Source organism: Candidatus Baltobacteraceae bacterium (assembly GCA_036489885.1).
Taxonomy (GTDB): Bacteria; Vulcanimicrobiota; Vulcanimicrobiia; order Vulcanimicrobiales; family Vulcanimicrobiaceae; genus JAFAMS01.
In genome coordinates, this window is record DASXEW010000001.1 from 934,358 (window position 1) to 954,104 (window position 19,747).

General features: G+C 61.7%; 18 protein-coding genes and 4 tRNA genes. 3 read left to right on the top strand and 19 right to left on the bottom strand.

The annotated features are described in order from the left end of the window. Positions 1 to 40 precede the first annotated feature (40 nt). Both VGG22_04340 and VGG22_04345 read left to right on the top strand, forming a co-directional pair. Complete coding sequence (locus VGG22_04340; GenBank protein HEY1727593.1) at positions 41 to 784, top strand: nucleotidyltransferase family protein; 744 nt, start codon at positions 41 to 43, stop codon at positions 782 to 784. After that, on the top strand, positions 781 to 1,968 hold the full coding sequence (locus VGG22_04345) for an MFS transporter (GenBank protein ID HEY1727594.1): 1,188 nt from the start codon (positions 781 to 783) through the stop codon (positions 1,966 to 1,968). Before VGG22_04340 ends, VGG22_04345 begins: the two co-directional genes overlap by 4 nt. Here VGG22_04345 and pdxH read toward each other — a convergent pair. The 18 genes from pdxH to VGG22_04435 all read right to left on the bottom strand — a co-directional run bounded on the left by pdxH (position 1,915) and on the right by VGG22_04435 (position 18,289). Further along, complete coding sequence (gene pdxH, locus VGG22_04350) at positions 1,915 to 2,490, bottom strand: pyridoxamine 5'-phosphate oxidase (protein HEY1727595.1); 576 nt, start codon at positions 2,488 to 2,490, stop codon at positions 1,915 to 1,917. The genes VGG22_04345 and pdxH overlap by 54 nt on opposite strands. Next, entirely contained in the window at positions 2,487 to 3,410 is a 924-nt protein-coding gene (locus tag VGG22_04355) for a VWA domain-containing protein (GenBank protein HEY1727596.1), read from the bottom strand. The genes pdxH and VGG22_04355 overlap by 4 nt, the downstream gene beginning before the upstream one ends. Continuing rightward, the gene (locus VGG22_04360; protein HEY1727597.1) at positions 3,407 to 4,213 is read right to left on the bottom strand and encodes a DUF58 domain-containing protein; all 807 of its coding nucleotides are present in this window, start codon (positions 4,211 to 4,213) and stop codon (positions 3,407 to 3,409) included. Before VGG22_04360 ends, VGG22_04355 begins: the two co-directional genes overlap by 4 nt. Then, a complete protein-coding gene (locus tag VGG22_04365; GenBank protein HEY1727598.1) occupies positions 4,210 to 5,145 on the bottom strand; it encodes a MoxR family ATPase in 936 nt (311 codons plus the stop codon). Before VGG22_04365 ends, VGG22_04360 begins: the two co-directional genes overlap by 4 nt. Beyond that, positions 5,142 to 6,023, bottom strand: a complete 882-nt coding sequence (locus tag VGG22_04370; GenBank protein HEY1727599.1) for a hypothetical protein — start codon at positions 6,021 to 6,023, stop codon at positions 5,142 to 5,144. Before VGG22_04370 ends, VGG22_04365 begins: the two co-directional genes overlap by 4 nt. Next, positions 5,993 to 7,090, bottom strand: a complete 1,098-nt coding sequence (carA, locus tag VGG22_04375; protein ID HEY1727600.1) for a glutamine-hydrolyzing carbamoyl-phosphate synthase small subunit — start codon at positions 7,088 to 7,090, stop codon at positions 5,993 to 5,995. Before carA ends, VGG22_04370 begins: the two co-directional genes overlap by 31 nt. Then, the gene (locus VGG22_04380; protein HEY1727601.1) at positions 7,087 to 8,382 is read right to left on the bottom strand and encodes a dihydroorotase; all 1,296 of its coding nucleotides are present in this window, start codon (positions 8,380 to 8,382) and stop codon (positions 7,087 to 7,089) included. Before VGG22_04380 ends, carA begins: the two co-directional genes overlap by 4 nt. Then, entirely contained in the window at positions 8,379 to 9,305 is a 927-nt protein-coding gene (locus tag VGG22_04385) for an aspartate carbamoyltransferase catalytic subunit (protein HEY1727602.1), read from the bottom strand. Before VGG22_04385 ends, VGG22_04380 begins: the two co-directional genes overlap by 4 nt. Then, positions 9,295 to 9,852 carry a bifunctional pyr operon transcriptional regulator/uracil phosphoribosyltransferase PyrR gene (gene pyrR / locus VGG22_04390; GenBank protein ID HEY1727603.1) on the bottom strand — a complete coding sequence of 186 codons (558 nt, stop codon included), beginning with the start codon at positions 9,850 to 9,852 and terminating at the stop codon, positions 9,295 to 9,297. Before pyrR ends, VGG22_04385 begins: the two co-directional genes overlap by 11 nt. Further along, positions 9,852 to 12,440, bottom strand: coding sequence for a valine--tRNA ligase (locus VGG22_04395; protein HEY1727604.1), 2,589 nt, complete (start codon positions 12,438 to 12,440; stop codon positions 9,852 to 9,854). Before VGG22_04395 ends, pyrR begins: the two co-directional genes overlap by 1 nt. A gap of 117 nt (positions 12,441 to 12,557) precedes the next feature. Next, positions 12,558 to 13,565, bottom strand: a complete 1,008-nt coding sequence (locus VGG22_04400) for a cysteine synthase A (protein HEY1727605.1) — start codon at positions 13,563 to 13,565, stop codon at positions 12,558 to 12,560. A gap of 2 nt (positions 13,566 to 13,567) precedes the next feature. Beyond that, positions 13,568 to 14,668, bottom strand: coding sequence for an adenosine deaminase (locus tag VGG22_04405; GenBank protein HEY1727606.1), 1,101 nt, complete (start codon positions 14,666 to 14,668; stop codon positions 13,568 to 13,570). Continuing rightward, positions 14,584 to 15,846 (bottom strand): ATP-dependent Clp protease ATP-binding subunit ClpX, encoded by a 1,263-nt coding sequence (clpX, locus tag VGG22_04410; protein HEY1727607.1) that lies wholly within the window; start codon positions 15,844 to 15,846, stop codon positions 14,584 to 14,586. Before clpX ends, VGG22_04405 begins: the two co-directional genes overlap by 85 nt. Positions 15,847 to 15,853: 7 nt before the next feature. Continuing rightward, entirely contained in the window at positions 15,854 to 16,477 is a 624-nt protein-coding gene (locus VGG22_04415; protein HEY1727608.1) for an ATP-dependent Clp protease proteolytic subunit, read from the bottom strand. Between the two features lie 30 nt (positions 16,478 to 16,507). Next, positions 16,508 to 17,863, bottom strand: coding sequence for a trigger factor (gene tig, locus VGG22_04420; GenBank protein ID HEY1727609.1), 1,356 nt, complete (start codon positions 17,861 to 17,863; stop codon positions 16,508 to 16,510). A 46-nt stretch (positions 17,864 to 17,909) separates the two neighbouring features. Beyond that, positions 17,910 to 17,984: transfer RNA gene (locus tag VGG22_04425), tRNA-Gly, on the bottom strand. A gap of 25 nt (positions 17,985 to 18,009) precedes the next feature. Then, positions 18,010 to 18,091, bottom strand: a tRNA-Leu gene (locus VGG22_04430). Positions 18,092 to 18,214: 123 nt separating this feature from the next. Further along, a tRNA-Lys gene (locus tag VGG22_04435) sits at positions 18,215 to 18,289 on the bottom strand. A gap of 55 nt (positions 18,290 to 18,344) precedes the next feature. Here VGG22_04435 and VGG22_04440 point away from each other — a divergent pair. After that, positions 18,345 to 19,073, top strand: coding sequence for an alpha/beta hydrolase (locus VGG22_04440; GenBank protein ID HEY1727610.1), 729 nt, complete (start codon positions 18,345 to 18,347; stop codon positions 19,071 to 19,073). Between the two features lie 17 nt (positions 19,074 to 19,090). Here VGG22_04440 and VGG22_04445 read toward each other — a convergent pair. After that, positions 19,091 to 19,162: transfer RNA gene (locus tag VGG22_04445), tRNA-Lys, on the bottom strand. Positions 19,163 to 19,747: the final 585 nt, after the last annotated feature.

A 19,747-nucleotide genomic window follows, 5' to 3' on the forward strand; every position in this document is an offset into this window, starting at 1 on the left:
CCCTGTTGGAGGAACCAAGCGTCGCGGCGAAAGGACGCTCGTGAATGCCGTGATCACTGCCGGCGGTCTGGTCGAAGGCGACTTTGCTCGCACGCTTGGAACCGACGTGAAAGCGCTGGCCCGGCTGGGCGGGACAACGATGCTCGATCGTGCGATCGACGCAGCGCGCGGTGCCGGCGTTGCAAAACTCGCCGTGATCGGTGGCGATGAGGTTCGCGTGCGTTGCCGCAACCGCGTCGAGGCGGTGATCGATGCTGCAACGGACGGCGGCGAAAACGTCTTGCGAGCACTCGCTGCGTGGGAGGGCGCGCCGCTCCTGTACCTGACCAGTGACATTCCCTTCGTCACCGCCGCAGCCGTTCAGCGTTTCGCACAGCGTAGCGCGAGTTACTCGATCACGATGCCGCTGGCAGAGCACGACGCGTACGTCCGTCGTTTTCCGGATGCGCCCGAACACGTCGTCGAGCTTGGTGGCGAACGCGTCGCAAACGGCAACGTCTTCTTCATCGCTGCCGACGCAATCGCTCCCGTGCGTTCCTGGGCGACGCGTTTTTTCGGCGCGCGGAAGAGCAAACTCGGGATGGCGCGGCTCTTAGGGCCCGCACTCCTCTTGCGATTCGTCCTCGGGAAACTCACGATCGGTGCGATCGAAGCCAAGGCACAGCGAACCCTCGGCTTTCCGGTCGCGGCCATCCGCGATAGCGATCCTGAAATCTGTTACGACGTCGACACGCTCGAAGAGTATCTCTACGCGCGCGACCAGCTAGAAAGGACGCCGGCGTGAACGGCAAGCCCGCAGCAATCGGTGCGTTGTGGCTCGGTATTCAAGTCGTGTGGGGCGCGATCTTGGGGATCTCGTTGCAGGCACGCACGACCGAGTTGGGATTACCGAATCCGGTAACCGCATATGCGATCGTCGCCGCATGCGGCGCGACGCTCGCGGCGATCACGCAGGTCGTCATCGGGTTTCTTGCGGATCGCCGGCGTTCCGACGTGGGCCACCGCCGTGAATTTTACCTCGCCGGCATTGCGATCGCACTGCCCGCGTTGATCGCCTTCTATTTGGTCCCGGCGTATGCCGGATTCATCGTGGCGTTCGTAGCGTTGCAAATCGGCATGAACGTTTTCGGCGGCCCGTATCAAGCCGCGGTCCCGGATCACGTTCCACGCTCGCGCAGCGGTTTGGCATCCGCGTGGATGAGTGGCTATCAGTTTGTCGGGCAGTGCATCGGCCTGGTCGTCGCCACGTTTGCGGGCGATCTTTTCGCGGCCCTTGCGATCGCAAGCATTCTCGGGCTCACGTTCGCGGTGACGTTCGTCCATCTGCGTGGCTTGCATCCGGTGCAGACGGCGCGCACCCGCCTCCACGTCGATCGTAATTTCCGTACGCTGTTGGCGTCGCGCGCGCTGATCAATCTGGGGTTTTACACGTTCGTCGGTTTCATGTTCTTCTTCGTACGGGATGTCTTCGGTGATGCGAGCGCACGCCAAACCACAGGCATGCTGTTCCTGTCCTTTACTCTCGCGGGCGTCCTGGGTGCAGCGCTGGCCGGCCGGGCATCCGATCAGACCGACAAACGCGTCGTCGTCAGCGCCGCCGGAGTTGCGATCGCCGTGGCCTTGATCTTCTTGGCACTCTCACACTCGCTCGTCATGGTGCTGATCTGCGGAACGCTGGCCGGGATTGCATGGGGCGCCTTCTTTACCGCCGATTGGGCGATCGCGTTCGTCGTGCTTCCGAATCAGATGATGGCATCGGCGATGGGTGTATGGAATCTTGCGGCCGCGCTTCCGCAAATCGCAGCTCCGGTGATCGGCGCGGCAATCGTCGCATCAGTCGGGCCTCGCGCCGTGCATCTCGCGATCGTGATCGAATTCGTCCTGGGAACGCTCTGGCTTTGGCGGCTCCCACCGCTACGGGGCGAGACGCTCGATCTTCCAGAGCTCGCCGTCACGACGATACACTAAGCGCTCGTGTAAGCGATTCGGGCGCCCTTCCCAAAACTCGAATCGTTCCGGGCGCACGCGATATCCGCCCCAGTACGGCGGACGGGGAACGTCGCCCGGGAAACGCGCTTCGATCTCGGCCATCTTTGCTTCGAGCTCATCGCGGCTGCCGACGGGGCGGCTTTGCGCCGACGCCCACGCACCGAGGCGATGACCCCGTGGCCGGCTCTGATAGTAGGCGTCCGATTCTTCAGACGTCAGTTTCTCGATCATACCCTCGATGCGGATTTGTCGCGAAAGCTTGCCCCAGAAAAATAGTAAAGCGACTTGGGGGTTCGCCGCGACGTCGTCGCCTTTGCGACTCTCGTAGTTCGTGTAGAATGTGAAGCCTAGCCGATCCCAGCCGCGTAAGAGAACCGTGCGTACCGAAGGACGGCCGTTCGCATCCGCGGTTGCAAGCGACATCGCGTTCGGTTCGTCGAAGCCTGCGTTTTGGGCGTGCTCGAACCAGGTGCCGAATTCCACAAAGGGATCGGTGTTCACGGGAAACGTCCTGCCGCGAGTGCGCCGACGAAACCGAGGACGAGCGCGCCGGCTCCGGCAATCGCGAGTCCAAACGAAACGTCGATGCGTCGACGCTCCCAAATGGTCGTGCGCGCAAGATCCCGGAACGTCGCGGCAATCGCTGCGGCATCGACGGTACGCGTGTAGGTGCCTTTGCCGGCCGTTGCAATCTCACGCAGCGCATCTTCATCGATCGACGCTTCTTCCGTAGTCCCTGGGATTGCAAGACCACTCCCGTTGGTACCGATGCCGACCGTGTAGATCGAAATACCGCGAGCGCCCAGCTGTTGCGCCGTCGAGAGCGGATCCACGCCGTTGTTGTTGACTCCATCGGTCACGAGCACGATCGCGCGGTGTCCTTGAACTGGTAACATTTGCCCGGCAAGCGCCAACGCATCACCGATTGCGGTCGCACCGTTCGCGGGGGGGACATTATCGAGCGCAGACAGCACGCTTGTTTTGTCGTCGTTCAAATCCGCGACGCGCTGCGCATACGTTGCGAACGAGACGATTCCGATTCGTGTTCCGCCCGGCGTATCTTGTACGAACGCGCGGGCCGCCGCGCGTACGGCGGCTTCACGCGACGGTTCGACGTCCGTTGCGCGCATCGAGCCGGAGGTGTCCAAACATAAGACTATGCTGCTGTCTTTGGCCGGAACCGGTAAGACAAGACCGACGCCGGCAAAGGCTACGCCGCCGAGCAAAACGCCGAGCGCGATCACGCCGGCGAGCACGCGCATCGGCCATGCCGAGATCTGCGCGGCATCCAGCAAGAATGGAAGATTCGAATACGTGAATGCTTCGCGCCGCCGGCGCCGTCCGAGCGCGGCGATCAGCCACGCAATCGCGAAAGCGACGAGAATGCTGAGGACGAGTGCCAGTGGGCGCTGAACGCTCATATTCCGAACGCGGCGTCCAGGGACGCTGCGCCGTCGTCTGCATTCAGTAACCCGGCGCGCCAACCGCAGGACGCAAACTGTTCTGCGAGCTCGCGCTCGCGGCGAGCGACGGCATCGCGGAACCTGCGGCGAGATTTGCCGCCCAGAAAGATCGACCGCGTTGCGCCGCTCTCGGCGTCGCGTAGATTGACGAAACCGTGTAGCGGCATCCCATCGGCCCACGGATCGTGTGCGATGAGTGCGGTCGAATCGACGAACGCTCCGATCTCGCGGAGCAATTCGACGTCGAGACGTGCGTAGAAGTCGCTGACGACGAGTAAGGCCGAATCGCGCGGCAAAGCAGCTCGTGCAAGTCGTAATGCCGAATCCAGATCGAATGCCGCGATCTCGCGCCGTTCACGCAACCGGCTCGCTGCGCGCGCTCCCAGTAGGCGCGGTGCGTCGACGGCGTCGGACAGAATACGCGCGCCGCGATCCTCACGCGCGAGCGCATCTGCCCAAGCATCGAGAGCTTCGTAAGCTGCGGTCCGGAGCGTGCGCGTGCGGCCGACGTCGAGCGAAGCCGAATCATCAACGATTGCCGCGAAGCACAGCGCATGCTCTTCAAGCAGGACGCGGACTTGGAGGCCGCCTGCGCGGGCCGTTGCAGCCCAGTCGATGCGGCGCGGATCGTCGCCGTCGACATAACCGCGCAGCTCGGCAATCTCGAACCCGTCGCCGCGTCGTGGATATGGACGCGTACCTCCGCGCACGACCGGACGCCGGCGTCCGGCGAGCAGGGCGTTGCGGATCGCGGAATTCACGGCGTCGGTACTTGAGTGATGAACGACTCGAGCAATTCGACGATGTCGATCTTCTCGCTCGCGACGCGATACGTAAATCCGACGCGGTGCCGCAGCGTGGGTACGGCCAGCGAACGAATGTCGTCCGGCACGACGTAGGTGCGACCCTCGAACACGGCGCGCGCTTTTGCGAGCTGGGCCAGAATGAGAGCCGCCCGCGGACTCGCACCGCGCTCGACGTAGCGGCCGCGCGTGCCGTCCGGGTCGCGCGTCGCGCGAATCATGTCGACGATGTAGGAACGCAGACGCGGTTCCAAGTGGACTCGTTCGGCTTCGCGCTTCCATTCGCGAATGTCATCAAGCGTCACCGCGTCGCGAACCGGGTGGACTTCGCTTCCGCCGAAGCGTTCGAGAATCGCAACCTCTTCTTCGCGCGACGGATAGTCGACGTAGAGATTGAGGGCGAAGCGGTCGCGTTGGGCTAAGGGAAGCGCATAGGTGCCGTCGTCGTCGAGCGGATTCATCGTGGCGAGCACGACGAAGGGTTCCGGGAACGGCAGCGTCTCGGGGCCGATAGTGGCTTGCCGTTCTTGCATCCCTTCGAGTAACGCGGATTGAACTTTCGCGGGCGAACGATTGATCTCGTCCGCGAGAACGATGTTCGCGAAGATCGGTCCGGGGACCGTCGCGAAGTTTCCCGTGCGCTGATCGAACACGCGCGTACCGACGATATCGCTCGGCAACAGATCCGGCGTGAATTGAATCCGCCGGAACGTTCCGCCGATGGCTTGAGCCAAACTGCGCGCAGCCAGGGTTTTCGCAACGCCGGGCGGCCCTTCGAGGAGAACGTGACCGTTGGCGATCAGCGCGACGAGCATGCCATCGACGACGACGTGTTGCCCGACGATCGTTTGCTCGACGGCGGCGCGAAGGGCGCCTGGGCGCGCGCTCATTCGGAAATCACTGCGCGAACCGCATCCAACAACTCGTCGATGGCCCCCTGCAAATGCGACTCGTCGACGAACGTCGCCCGCTCCGCGGCCCGAAGTGCTGCGCCCAGCGCGCGTCTGTCGCCGGCTATTCGGGCGAGCAGCGCGGAAAGCGTTTCGTCGCGTCGCGCGCCCGCGAGCGCGAAGAGAGCAGTACGCAGACCGGCTGCGTCGCTGCGTGCACGCGCGCTCGCCAGCGCAAGCGTTGCGCTGCGCACCGCCGCCATGCGATCGACTGGCGGCGAAGTGGGTTCAGTGACGGGCCGTGCACGCGGCAACGTGACATACGCTTTGCGCTTGGTGGCTAGCGCGCGAACACGAACGACCATGAACGCGAGCAGAGCTAGTGCGATGAGCCCGATGATGGCGCCCAGCGCGATACGACCGGCGCGGAGCATGGTGTTTACAAACGGGTGCAAATCGGTCGTGCGGGCCGCGATGATACGCAGGCGCAGCCTGTTTGATGAGAACCGGAACGGTTTGTCGCCCCGCGACGGATCACGCGCGTCGATGTACGCGGGTGAAACGCTGGCCTCGCCCGGACTGACACCTGCAACCGTCAACGTCTCGACGTAATCCGTTCCGCCGCTTGCCGGAGTCGTACGCTTTTCGTCGCCCAGGATCGTGAGATTCACGACGTCCGGCAAGACGAGCGATGCAAGCTCCGCACCTTTTTGCTTCGTATGAACGTGAATGAGCAAATGAAATGCTTGACCTTCTTGCGCCGAAGTTCGATCACTTCGAACGGAAAGCGCTGTAATCGTTAGGTCAGGCAGCGTCTGCGCGCTCGCGGGCGCGACCGCGAGAACGATTACGCCCGCGAAGAGCGCGATTCGGAACACGCCAGCGAGCCAAACCAATCGGAGAACAGATGCCGCGCGTCGAGCGGACCCGGAGCGGCTTCCGGATGGAATTGTACTCCGACGACCGGTAGATGGCGGTGACGAAAGCCTTCGTTGGTGCCGTCATTGAGATTGACCATCGTAGCTTCGAGCTCGCCGGGCAGTGTGCCGCCGTCAACGGCATAACCGTGATTGTGTGCGGTGATCAACACGCCGCCGTTTTGGAGATCCTTAACCGGCTGATTGCCGCCGCGGTGTCCATACGGCAACTTGAAGGTCGTTGCACCGCACGCCAGCGCCAACAGCTGATGACCGAGGCACACACCGAGCATCGGAATCTTTCCGATCAGTGCGCGAAGCGTATCGATCGTTGCGTTCAAATCGGTCGGATCTCCCGGCCCGGGAGAAATTACAATCGCTTCAGGCCTACGTTCTTCGATCTCGGCAAGTGACGCCGAGTACGGCAGCACTTCAACGCGTGCTCCGAGAGCTGCGAGCTGTTGTAATATCGCACGCTTGACGCCGCAATCAAGGACGATGATGCGTGGACCGTTGCCGTTTTGCGGAGCGTAGTCGTCTTCGGCGGCGACGGACGCAACGAGCCCAACCGTCGAATGACGGCGCGCGTATTCGGTCAAGAGCTTCTCGGCATGCGAGAGGGCCGTCTCGCCGACCGCGAGCGCTGCTGCAATGGTCCCGTGTTCGCGAAGTGCGATTACGAGCGAACGTGTGTCGATATCGAGCAGCGTCGGAATGCGCTGTTGATCGAGCCACGAGCCCAAGTCGATTCGGCTCGTGTAATGCGACGGCTTACGCGAAAGCCGCTTGATGACTGCGCCGGCGACGCACACCCGGTTGTGCTGCATCGACTCGCCGCACACGCCGTAGTTTCCGATCATCGGGTAGGTGAACGTGAGGATTTGGCCGGCGTACGACGGATCCGTTAGGGCTTCTTCGTAACCCGTCATTCCGGTGTAGAACACCGCCTCGCCGAGGGCGATGCCTTCGACCGACAAGCCTTCGCCGTCGTAGCGGGAGCCGTCGGCGAGCAGTAATGAAGCCTTCACGCGTACGCCAAGGGCTCGATGATGCCGCGCTCCGCATGATATGCGAGGCGGCCGCCGACGACCGTCGCAACGATGCGGCGCTCGAACGTAAACCCGTCGAACGGCGTATTCTTACCTTTGGAATAGAATGTGCGCGCATCGACCGTCCACGGACGTTCTCCGAAGATCGTCACGTCCGCGCGCGCGCCGACGGCGAGCGTTCCGCCTTCGACGCCGAGAATTTGCGCAGGCCGCGTAGAGAGCAGCGTGATGAAGCGATCGAGCGGTAGATCCGGGATCGCGTGCGCGTATGCTCCAACCGCGACCTCGAGGCCGGAGAATCCGACCGGCGCGATAGAGAGCAATTGCGCCTTCTCTTCCATCGTATGTGGCGCGTGATCGGTCGCGAAAACGTCGATCGTTCCGTCACGGACGGCAGCCCGAAGAGCAGCCGAATCATCCGCACCGCGCAGCGGCGGCGCGACCTTGGCTCGGGCGTGGTAATCGACAAACAGATCGTCGTGCAGCAAGAGATGGTGCGGCGTGACCTCGCACGTTATCGCCGTCGAACGCGAGCGCGCCCAGCGAATGATGTCGAGCGACGTCGCAGTCGAGATGTGCGCGATGTGCCAGGGCTTGTGCGTATCGGCTGCGACGAGAATGTCGCGCGCGACGATGACGTCTTCCGCCAGACGGGGGCTCGCGGGCAGCCCCAGCATGGCTGAGTGCTTTCCCTCGTTCATCACCGCATCGCCGTGCAGCTCGTCATCGATGCAATGCGAGATGAACGGACCTTTCACGTCACGCGCGTAAAGCGCAGCGTTGCGAAGGACGCGCACGTTCTCCACGGTCGAACCGTCGTCGCTGAAGGCGACGGCGCCGGCCATCGCAAGTTCATGATATGGCGCGAGTTGTTCGCCTTTGCGTCCTTGCGTGATAGCGCCGATCGGATAGACGCGTGCCAACCCGGCTTGCGCGACCCGTTGTGCGATCTCGGCGATGACCGCCGGCGTGTCGATCGCGGGCGTCGTGTTGGGCATGCAGGCGACGGCGGTAAAGCCGCCGGCGACGGCAGCCGCGGTCCCGGTCGCGATCGTCTCTTTGTGCGTTTGCCCCGGCTCGCGCAGGTGCACGTGCATGTCGATGAAGCCGGGCGCGACCACGCAGTTCGTTGCGTCGATGATTTCGTGGCCACGTTCTTCGATTTGCTCCGAGATGGCACGGATGATGCCGCCGTCGATCGCAACGTCACGTACGGCGTCGAGGCCGCGCGACGGATCGATGACGCGGCCGCCGCGAATCAGGACTCTCATGCGCGCACCGCAGATCCGTTGACGAGCATATCGAGCGCCGCCATGCGGACGAATACGCCATTCGTCACTTGCGTCTCATAGCGCGAGCGCGGATCGGCCAGCGCTTCATCGGTGAGCTCGACACCCCGGTTATACGGGCCCGGGTGCAAGATGATGGCTCCCTTAGGCAGCACGCGCAGCCGTTGGGTGCCGAGCTGGTAGCCGATCGTATAATCCGCAAGGGCAGGGAGAAGCGAGGCTGCGATGCGCTCGCGCTGAATCCGCAGCATCATGACGGCGTCGACGTGCGGCAAGACGGCGTCGAAATCGCGCTCGATTCGCACGCCCTCTTGCGCGAAGGCGTCGGGCAAGAGCGTCGGCGGCCCGACGAGCGTAATGTCGATCCCGAGCATCTTCATGCCGACGATATTTGAACGTGCGACGCGCGAGTGCAGGATGTCGCCGACGATCGCGACGCGCAACCCTTCGAAGCGTCCGAACTCGGCGTGCAGCGTGGCGAGATCGAGCAGAGCCTGCGTCGGATGCGCGCGCGTCCCATCGCCTGCGTTGACGACGTGGCCGTCGAACGCTTCGGCCAGCCGCCGCGGAAATCCGGATTCATGATGGCGCACGACGATGACGCGCACGCCGATGGCCCGTAGCGTGATCGCGGTGTCTGCGATCGTTTCACCCTTGCCGAGACTCGAGGTTCCCGGAGCAAACGTGATAACGTCGGCGCCGACACGTTGCTCGGCAAGCGTGAACGAGGTCGCGGTTCGCGTGCTGGCCTCGAAGAACAGATTGAGAATCGGAACGCCGGCGAGCAGCGAGCGGTCGGGTAGCTGGGTTCGAAACTCTCCGGAACGGCGGATGACCAACGCGATTTCATCACGCGAAAGGTCGTCGATGTCGAGTAGGCTGCGCGGTGCTGACCTAGTTTGCATGCTCCCAGTCGGCGACTGACACATCATCGCTCGGTGTAGGTTGCGCGGCGAGACGAACGTCGATTCGTTCACGGCGGCTGGTGGGGATGACACGCCCGGAATAATCGGGCTGAATCGGGAGCTCGCGCTGACCGCGGTCGACCAGGACGGCGAGGCGAATGGCCTTTGGTCGGCCCAAGTCCGTGACCGCATCCAGGGCCGAACGTACGGTCCGTCCCGTGTATAGGACGTCATCGACGATGATGACGGTACGGCCGCGCACGTCCTGCCGGATGTCTGATTCAGGAAGCTCGTGCGTGACGTCGTCGTCGCGATACAAATTGATGTTGAGAAAGCCCAGGCCGGGGTCGGTCCCGGAGATCTCCCCAATCTTGGCCGCTAGACGTCGCGCCAAGCTTTCGCCGCCACGCCGGATCCCGATCAGGATGAGGCCGCCCTGCGCTTCCTCGGGTTCGACCATTTGATGGGCCATGCGTGCGATCGCGCGCTCGATCTCTTCCGCGTTCATCAGCGTCCTGCGCCGGGTCGCGGGGGCCCGTACCGACATTACTGGCTCACTTCGACCAAGAGCCGCTCGGTCCGCTCAAGGTCACGCCGGTAGCCCTCGAGCTTCTCACGCTCCTTGGCGACGACGTCCGCGGGTGCGCGCGCTACAAAACTTTCCGATGCAAGCTTCTTCTCGCCGCGCTCGACCTCGGCGCGCAGACGCGTGATATCTTTCGTGTAGCGCTCGCGCAGCTGCGCGCTCGGCGCTTTCACGCGAATCGCGCTCATCATGTCATCGAAGCTCTGCCCTTCCGCAGCCCCGTCGGCAAGAATTTCGGCTCCGGCATGAAGTGCGAGCAGATCCAGCACGTCCGGCTGCCGGCTTAGCGGCGCGGGGACGAAGATGCTGAGCTTCTGGCGGTCGGCGAGACCGAAATCATGACGCGCGTTGCGCAAGCGGTCGACAGTCGTGCGTAGCGTTTCGTATCGAGTCGCGGCGTCCGGGTCGGAGAGAATCTCCGCGGGGTCGGGCCAGGACGCGGTAACGATCGTGTAACCATCATGTGGGAGCGATTGCCAAATCTCTTCGGTCACGAACGGCGCGATCGGATGCATGATCCGAGCGAGCGTGTTGAGCGTGAACGACAGTACGCTTGCACGCGTCGGACCGCCGAGCTTGGTCGATTCGAGATACCAATCGCAGAACTCGTACCAGCCGAATTGAATGATGCGATCGGCGGCGACGCCGAAGTGATAGCTATCGATCGCATCTTGCACGCCGGCAACCGTTTGGTGCAAGCGCGTCAGGATCCAGCGGTCCGCGAGCGTGAGTTCGCTCCCCGGCGGCAGCGTCCCCGATTTCGGCAACCCCTCCGGAAGCGAATGAATGTAGCGGAGCGCGTTCCAGAGCTTGTTCGCGAACCGCCGCGCTTCGTCGCAATAGCGCTCGTCCAGACGAAGCTCTTGAGACTCGAGCCGCATCTGGCGCAGAATCCCGAAGCGCGTGCCGTCGGCGCCGTAATTGGCGATAAGATCGATCGGATCGATCACGTTTCCGAGGCTCTTGCTCATCTTGCGACCATGAATGTCGAAGACGAGCGGCGTTACGAATACCGTGTGGAACGGAATGTTGCCCGCAAAGTGTATTCCGAGCATCACCATGCGCGCGACCCACAAGAAAATGATCTCGCGACTCGTGATCATCACCTGATTGGGATACCAGTTCTTCATTTCGGGTGTCGCCTGCGGCCAACCAAGGATGGAAAAGGGCCACAATCCGCTCGAGAACCACGTGTCGAGCGTGTCGGGATCGCGCCGCAGCTCGTCGCTGCCGTACGTCTCACGGGCGATTCGTTTGGCTTCCTCTTCGTTTTCCGCGACGACGACGTGATCCGTAGGCGTGTACCAAACGGGGAGTTGATGTCCCCACCAAATTTGGCGCGAGACATTCCAGTCCCGAATATTCTCCAGCCACTGCTCGTACGTGCGTCCGAACCGCTCCGGGACAAAACGAATTCGACCGTCGCGATAGGCTTCGAGCGCGGGCTTTGCCAGCGATTCCATCTTACAGAACCACTGTAATGAAAGCAGCGGCTCGACGACTTCGCCCGAGCGCGAGCTGATCGGCACCTTGTGCACGTAGTCCTCGACACGCACCAGCGCCCCGTCTTGCTCGAGCCGCTTCACGACAGCTTCGCGCGCGGCGATGCGGTCGAGTCCTTTGAAGGGGCCGGCTTCTTCCGTCATCGTTCCATCGAAACCGATCACCATCGGCATCTCGAGCTTGTGGCGCGCGCCGATCTCGTTGTCGAGCTGATCGTGCGCGGGCGTTACCTTGACGGCGCCGGTACCGAACTCGCGCTCGACCGCTGCATCTGCAACGATCGGAATCTTGCGGCCTTGGATCGGGAGCACGACTGTTTTCCCGACGAGCTTGGTGTAGCGCTCATCATCGGGATGCACGGCGACGGCGGTGTCGCCGAGCATCGTTTCGGGACGCGTGGTCGCGACGACGACTTCGAAGGAGCCGTCCTCGCTGCGATAGCGCAGATGATAGAGCTTGCCGGTACGTTCTTCGTTCTCGACTTCTGCGTCGGAGAGCGTCGACTTCGAACCGATGTCCCAATTCACGAGGCGCACGCCGCGATACATCAGCCCTTCGCGATACAGCTGAACGAAAACGCGGTTGACCGCAGCCGAGAGACCGGGATCCATCGTGAAACGGTCGCGACTCCAGTCGGGACCGAATCCCAGCCGCCGGAACGTATCGTAAATCTCGCCGCCATACTTCTCGCGCCATTGCCAGGCGCGCTCGAGATACTTTTCGCGCCCGAGCCCATCGCGCGTCAGGCCTTCTTTGGCGAGCTCACGCACCAGAACGGCTTCGGTAGCTATCGCCGCGTGATCTTGTCCGGGAATCCAGTCCGCGTTTTCGCCGAGCATGCGATGATAGCGCGTCAGCACGTCCATCGGCGTATAGGTCGATGCATGCCCGAGATGCGCGCGTCCGGTGACGTTGGGCGGCGGCATGGAGATGATGAACGGCGGCCGCGCAGGATCCGGATCTTCATGAAAGACGCCGCTCTTATCCCACTCGGCGTAGAGTCGCGGCTCGACTTGCGCCGGATCGTATGACTTGGAGAGCTCCATTTTAAAGGCGCTCCGCCCCAGGCTCCGCGCCCCCCATGCTCCGCATGGGGCCCCCGAGCGTCGGGCCCATCATCATTTCGAATAGGACAACATACCCCGTGGGGGCCCGCAACGACATTAGATCAGATCCAACGCATCTATTTCCGGCATGTAGCCTTGTTGAGCGAGCCACGCGCCGTCGTAGAGCTTGGAACGATAACGCTCCCCACCGTCGCAGAGAATCGTGCAGACGAGGCTGTCTTTGGGCAGCGTCTTTGCATAGCGCGCCGCGGCGACGATGTTGAGCGCGGCGGACCCGCCGACGTAGAGACCTTCGTTGTGCAGGATCCATTGCGACATCGCGATCCAAGCGCGATCTTCGACTCGCACGGCATCGTCGAGCGGCGTGTCTTTGAAATTGTCGGTGATGCGTTTGATCCCGATGCCCTCGACTTCCGAGTCACCTTCGGACGCAAGCTCGCCGGTTTTGACGAACGAATAGATCGCCGAGCCCATCGGGTCAGCCGCTACAGTCTTCACGTTCGGATTGCGCGACTTTAACGCGCGAGAAACGCCACCGAGGGTCCCGCCCGTTCCGCTCGCGGTTATGAACGCCGTCAACGAGGTTCCGAATGCGTCCCAAATCTCAACGCCGGTCGTCGCTTCGTGAATCTTGCGATTCGCAGTGTTGTTGAACTGATCGGCCCAGATCGAGTTCGGTGTCTGCTCCGCGATCCGGCGCGCAACGTGGTAGTAGTTCTGGTCGTTCGTGAACGGCACGCTCTTCACGACGCGAACGTCAGCGCCGAAAATACGAAGCATCGCGATCTTCTCCGCCGATTGATCGTCGGGGATTGCGATGATTGCGCGATATCCGCGCGAAGCCGCAAGCAGTGCGATGGCGATCCCGGTGTTGCCCGCCGTTCCTTCGACGATTGTACCGCCCGGCGCAAGACGCCCGGAACGCTCGGCGTCGTCAATGATGCCCAGCGCGGCGCGGTCCTTGACCGAGCCGCCGGGATTGAGAAACTCGGCTTTTCCTATGATTGTGCGGCCGATGCGCGCGGAGAGCTTCTCGAGGACGATGTGCGGCGTATTGCCGATCGTTCCCGAAAAACCACGACGGGCATCGAGATCTGCATGCATGTCTAGTGTTGCTCCACGGCGGTCAGCGAGGCTTCGAGCAGAGCCAAGTACGCGGCCTTTTGCTGCGGCGAAAGAAATGCTGCCTCGAAGCTGTTGCGTGCGAGCGTCGCGGCCGCTTGGGGCGGCAGGGCGAGCGCGCTGCAGACATCGCGCAGATTGTCGGCAACATACCCGCCAAAGTATGCCGGGTCGTCCGAATTGCAGGTGACGACCAGGTCCTCGGCCAGCATCGCGCCGAGCGGATGCGCGCGTAAGTCGTCGACGACGCGCAGCTTGACGTTCGAGAACGGACAAACGGTGAGTGGAATGCGGTCGCCGCGCAATCGCGCCACGAGTGCGGGATCCTCCATGCAGCGCACGCCGTGATCGATCCGCTCGACCTGCAATTGGTCGAGCGCCTGACTAATGTATTCCGGCGGTCCTTCCTCGCCGGCGTGCGCAACGCAACGCCAACCCGCGATGCGCGCGCGTTCAAAAACATCGGCGTAGATCGCCGGCGGATTTCCGGCTTCGCTGGAGTCGAGTCCAACGCCGATGATCTTTTCCGCGTGCGGCAATGCTGCGGTAAGCGTGTGTTGTGCCGACTGCGCGCCGAGATCGCGCAGGAAACACATGATCAAACCGCTTGTAATCCCGTAGCGTTCTTGGCTGTGAGACACAACCGACCACAGTCCATCGAAGAACGTCTCAAAGGTCAGGCCTCGCGACATGTGGGCCTGCGGATCGAAAAAGATCTCGGCGTGTACGACGCCCTGCGCTCTTGCCTTCTTGAAATAGGCGTCGGCGAGGTCCGCGAAGTCAGCCTCCGTGCGCAACACGTTCGTACCGCGGTAGTAGAGATCCAGAAACGACTGGAGATCGCTGAACCGATAGGCGGCGCGCGCCGCTTCAACCGTCGAGTACGGTGGCTCGAGGCCGTTGCGCTCGGCAAAGAAAAACATCTGCTCCGGTTCGAGCGTCCCTTCGATGTGCAGATGCAACTCGGCTTTCGGCAGCCGAGCGAAAAAGTCGGCCAGTGCTACGCGGTTTGGTCTTTGGGGCGTTCCGCGTATACGAGCGTCGGCTGCTCGTGCTTTTCGATCGTGTCTTTCGTGATCACGCACTTCTTGACGTTCTGAAGTGACGGCAAGTCGTACATCACGTCCAACATGACTTCTTCGAGGATCGAACGCAGACCACGCGCGCCGGTCTTCCGGCCTTGCGCTCTGATGGCGATTGCAACGAGCGCATCTTTCGTGAACGTCAGCTCGACCCCGTCCATGCTCAGGATCTTTTGGAATTGACGCACGAGGGCATTGCGCGGCTCGACCAGGATGCGGCGCAGCGCGAGCTCATCGAGCGCATCGAGCGTCACGACGATCGGCAAGCGTCCGATGAATTCCGGAATCAGCCCGAACTTGAGCAGATCTTCGGGCATCAGCTGCTGCAAGAGACGACCGGTGCGTGAGTCGCTCCGTTTCGACTCCGGGTTGGAACGGAAGCCTAGGGCGTTGCTCGCAACGCGCGACTCGATGATCTTTTCGAGACCGTCGAACGCGCCGCCGCAGATGAACAACACGTTGGTCGTATCGATTTGGATGAACTCTTGATGCGGATGCTTACGCCCGCCCTGGGGTGGAACGTTGGCCGTCGTACCTTCTAAAATCTTGAGCAGAGCTTGCTGCACGCCTTCGCCGGAGACGTCGCGTGTAATCGACGGGTTCTCGCTCTTGCGGGCGATCTTGTCGATCTCATCGATGTAGACGATGCCCTTCTCGGCGCGCTTGACGTCATAGTCTGCGGCCTGAATGAGCTTGAGCAGAATGTTCTCGACGTCTTCGCCGACGTAGCCGGCCTCGGTCAATGACGTCGCGTCGGCCATTGCCAGCGGCACGTCGAGAATTTTTGCAAGCGTCTGCGCGAGGTAGGTCTTGCCCGACCCGGTCGGTCCGACCAGGAGAATGTTCGACTTCTGCAGCTCGACGTCGTCGCTCGAGCCACCGGCGTTGACGCGCTTGTAGTGATTGTAAACCGCGACCGCCAGCGACTTCTTCGCCCGCTCTTGACCAATCACGTACTGGTTGAGGATGTGATTGATCTCTTTCGGTTTCGGGATATTACGAAGCCGCAGGTTCTCATCGACGTTCTTGTAGAGCTCTTCCTCGATGATCTCGTTGCAGAGCTCGATACACTCGTCGCAAATGTAAACGCCCGGCCCCGCGATCAATTTCCGAACTTGCTCCTGCGATTTGCCGCAGAAGCTGCACTTCAATTGACCTTTTTCGTCGCCGAAACGGAACATGGACTTCCTATTGGAGCGGTGTGCTGCTCGGAGTTACTGAACGCGTTTCCTTACTGAGGATGCTATCGACGAGACCATAATCGACCGCTTCCTGCGCCGTCATGTAGTAATCGCGTTCGATGTCGCGCAGAATGTCGTCGATTGGTTTCTTCGTGTGCTTCTCGTAGATGCTCGCAAGCGTACGACGAGTCGCGATGAGGTCCCGTGCGTGGATTTCTATGTCCGTAGCCTGGCCACCCACTTGCGAGACCCAGGGCTGGTGGATCAGGATCTTCGCGTATTGCAGGGCAATGCGCTTACCGGGCGCGCCGCCGGCCAGGAGAATCGACGCCATCGACGCGGCCATCCCTTGGCAGATCGTGGCGACGTCCGGACGAATTACCTGCATCGTGTCATAGATCGCCAATCCGGCCGTGACGCTGCCGCCCGGCGAGTTGATGTACATGTCGATGTCTTTATCGGGGTCTTCCTTTTCAAGGAAGAGCAGCTGCGCGATCACGAGGCTCGCGAGGCCGTCATCGATCGCACCGCCGACGAAAACGATCCGCTCCTTGAGTAGCCGCGAATAAATGTCGAACGCACGCTCACCGCGCGCAGTCTGTTCGACCACCATTGGGACTAAGTGACCCATCGAATCTCCTGTTCCGGACGTCCCTAGAGACTACGCCGGCGCATCTGGGGTTGCCGGTACGACCTTTGCTGCGTCAAGAAGCAGATCGATCGTCTTTGTTCGCACGATACCAGCGGCAAGCGATGGAAGATTGGGGCGAAGCAGCTCGAGCATCCGCTCCTTGGGCTGATGATATTGCGCACCGAGCGCTTCGAGTTCGTGCTCGATATCCTCGCGCGTCGCTTCAACGCCCTCGGCGCGCGCGACGGCCGCGAGGAGCAGCGACGTCTTTACGCGTCGCTCGCCTTCGGCTCGGAAGCCTTGGCGCAGCTCGGCGTCCGTTTTACCAATGTCTTTCAAGTACGAAGTCCAACGCCGCTCGATCTCGGCCTGCGCGTCCTCGCCTTCGATCGGCTCACCGCCGTACGTTCGTGCAGCCCAGCTGCGCGTGTCTTCGAGAAGCGCGTCGATCTCGCGCTCGACGAGAACCTCCGGCAGCGGGAAATCGTGCGACTCGAGGAGCTTCTCTACGACCTTCGCGGACATCGTCCGGCGCGCCCGACCGGCTGCCATTGCGTCAAGGCGGCGGCGGATGTCGACCTTCAGCTCGAGCAGCGTCATCGGCCGGCCCGCAACGCGTTCCGCGAATGCGTCAGCGAGCGGCGGAAGTTCGCGCTCTTTGACTTCGTGCACGGTCACCGTGAACTGCGCGTCCGCGCCGGCAAGCTCGGCTTTGGGGAAATCATCCGGGAACTTCACGTCAAAGGTTTTGGTCTCGCCGGCCTTCATGCCAACGATGGACTCGACGAAGCCGGGAATGAAGCGGTCATTTTCGATTTCGGTCGGCGATTGCTCGGCCTTACCGCCCTCGAACGGCTCGCCTTTGATCTTTCCTTCATAATCGAGCGTCGCGACGTCGCCGATCTGAATGCCCCGATCGACCGGGACAAGAATCGCAGCGTCGCGTCGCAGCGTCTCGAGGCTGGCGTCAACTTCCTCATCGCTCGCCGTTTCGGACTCTTGCGTGACTTCAACGCCCTTGTAATCGCCCAGCGTTATCTCGGGGCGAACCGTCACGGTCGCTTTGACGCGGACGTTGCCGCCTTCAGCTTCGGGCGGGAGCAACTCGAGGTCCGGATTGGCGACCGGGTAGAGGTCGAGCTCTTCAATTGCCTTTGAGTAGGCGCGCGGGACCAATTCGTCGAGCGCGTGTTCCTCGATGACGCCACGGCCGTAGTGCTGCTCGAAGATGCCGCGCGGGACTTTGCCAGGCCGGAAGCCTGGGACTTTGGCGCGCTTGACGAGATGCCGGTAAGCCTCGTCACGAGCAGCTTCCAGGTCTTCGGTCGAGATCGGAATCTCGAGCTCGACTCGGGTTGGGTCGAGCTGTTTGAGCGTGGCAGTCACGGCTGGCTTTGGGGCGACCTCCGGAGCGGATCGGAACAAAAGTGGATGGAGCGGAAGACGAGACTTGAACTCGCGACCCTCGCCTTGGCAAGGCGATGCTCTACCACTGAGCTACTTCCGCAATGAACTGGTTATCGGTTCGAAACTGGGCACGCAGAGACTCGAACTCTGATGGGTCTCCCCACTGGATCCTAAATCCAGCGCGTCTGCCAATTCCGCCACGTGCCCGCACGGACCCGCGACGGACGTTCGCGAGTATACGGAACCTATCCGGCGAGCGTCAAGGCCGAGGCGCCAAAGGCCCGGCAAAGAGAGCGGCCGCTCTCCTGCGGAAAGCGGCCATCCCGGACTTGGTGCACCGCGAGGGACTCGAACCCCCAACCAATTGATTAAGAGTCAACTGCTCTACCATTGAGCTAGCGGTGCGCGCTCGCCACTTTCACCGCGCGGAACTGCACTCCCCGCGTCGAACCGCGCGCGAATGCACATGGTTGCCAAACCGTCGATCGTCATTTTACACGGCGCCAACGGCACCGCGACGATCATGCGCCCACTCGCGAACGAGCTACGCACGTGTGCCGATCCGATTTCGTTGAACATGCTCGGCCACGGCGGGCGCGAGGTTCCCGAGAGTGTGAGCTTCGCTTCGTTCGCTGCCGACGTGATCGCGCAAATGGATGCGCGGGGCGTGGAGCGTGCGTACATCTTTGGCTTCAGCTCGGGCGGAACCACCGCGCTCTATCTCACGCGGCACTACCCCGAGCGTTTCATCGGTGTCGCGACGCTCGCGGCGAAATATCTATTTGACGCGCGTACGATCGAGCATTGGACATATTTGTGCGACCCGGAGCGGCTCGCGCGTCCCGGAAACACGCGCGCCGAGGAATTGGAGAGCGATCATCGGCCGCAGGATTGGAAAAAGGTGACGCTCTTGAACCGGCGGTTCTTCGTTGACTTGGCCGGCAACGCGCCGCTCGGCGACGATGACCTGCGCGCTATCACCATGCCGGCGTTGATCTTCTCCTCAAATCAAGATCAGATTGTCCCGCTCGAGGAAACAGTCGCGCTTGCCAAGCTGATGCCGAACGCAAAACCGGTCGTCTTCCACGGGCAATGTCATCCGTTTCACGTCGTTCCGATCCCGGCGATTGTAAAAGCAATCTGCAATTGGATCGGAGAGACGGAAAAAGCGAACGCGGCGTCTGGTTAAGACGCCGCGGACTTTTATGCGCCCTGCAAGATTCGAACTTGCGGCCAATTGGTTAAAAGCCAACTGCTCTACCACTGAGCTAAGGGCGCGAGCACCAAGCAACTATACTCGGGCCCGAGGTCGAGTGCAACGGCATTCGGCCCTCGCCTTCCCGTCTTAGCCACGCGGACGGCTCTTCGCTGCTTACTAAGCCAATTTAGCTGCTTTGCTGTCCTCCTCCGGTGACAATTCGCGCAGCGAACCTCGCACTTTGCAATCTCGGCCATGAGAGTCTCAACGGAGGCTCCGGCATTCGCCATGACTCCAACCGCCGCACGTTTGTCGCCCCGCACATGATCGAATTCTAAGACGAGGATGTCGTCCTCCTTGCAGTCGACGCACGGGTGTTCTAATAGATAATCTACAATTAGCATCCTATTGCGGTCTTGATATTCCGTCTTGAAAGGTTGCCATTTTTGCCCTAGGACTTTCGTTCTAAAATGATATCGCTTCTTATAGTGCGCGTGCTGACAAGGTTTGCAATAAGATCCATACCCTATCGATTTTGCGCGATTGCGATAGAATTGGTCAAAAGGCTTTAACACGTGGCACTTTCCGCATTGCTTCATGTGTGAAGCATAAACAAACACGGTGCCAACAGCATGGCATCATGTTTGCAATCTCTGCATAGTTGA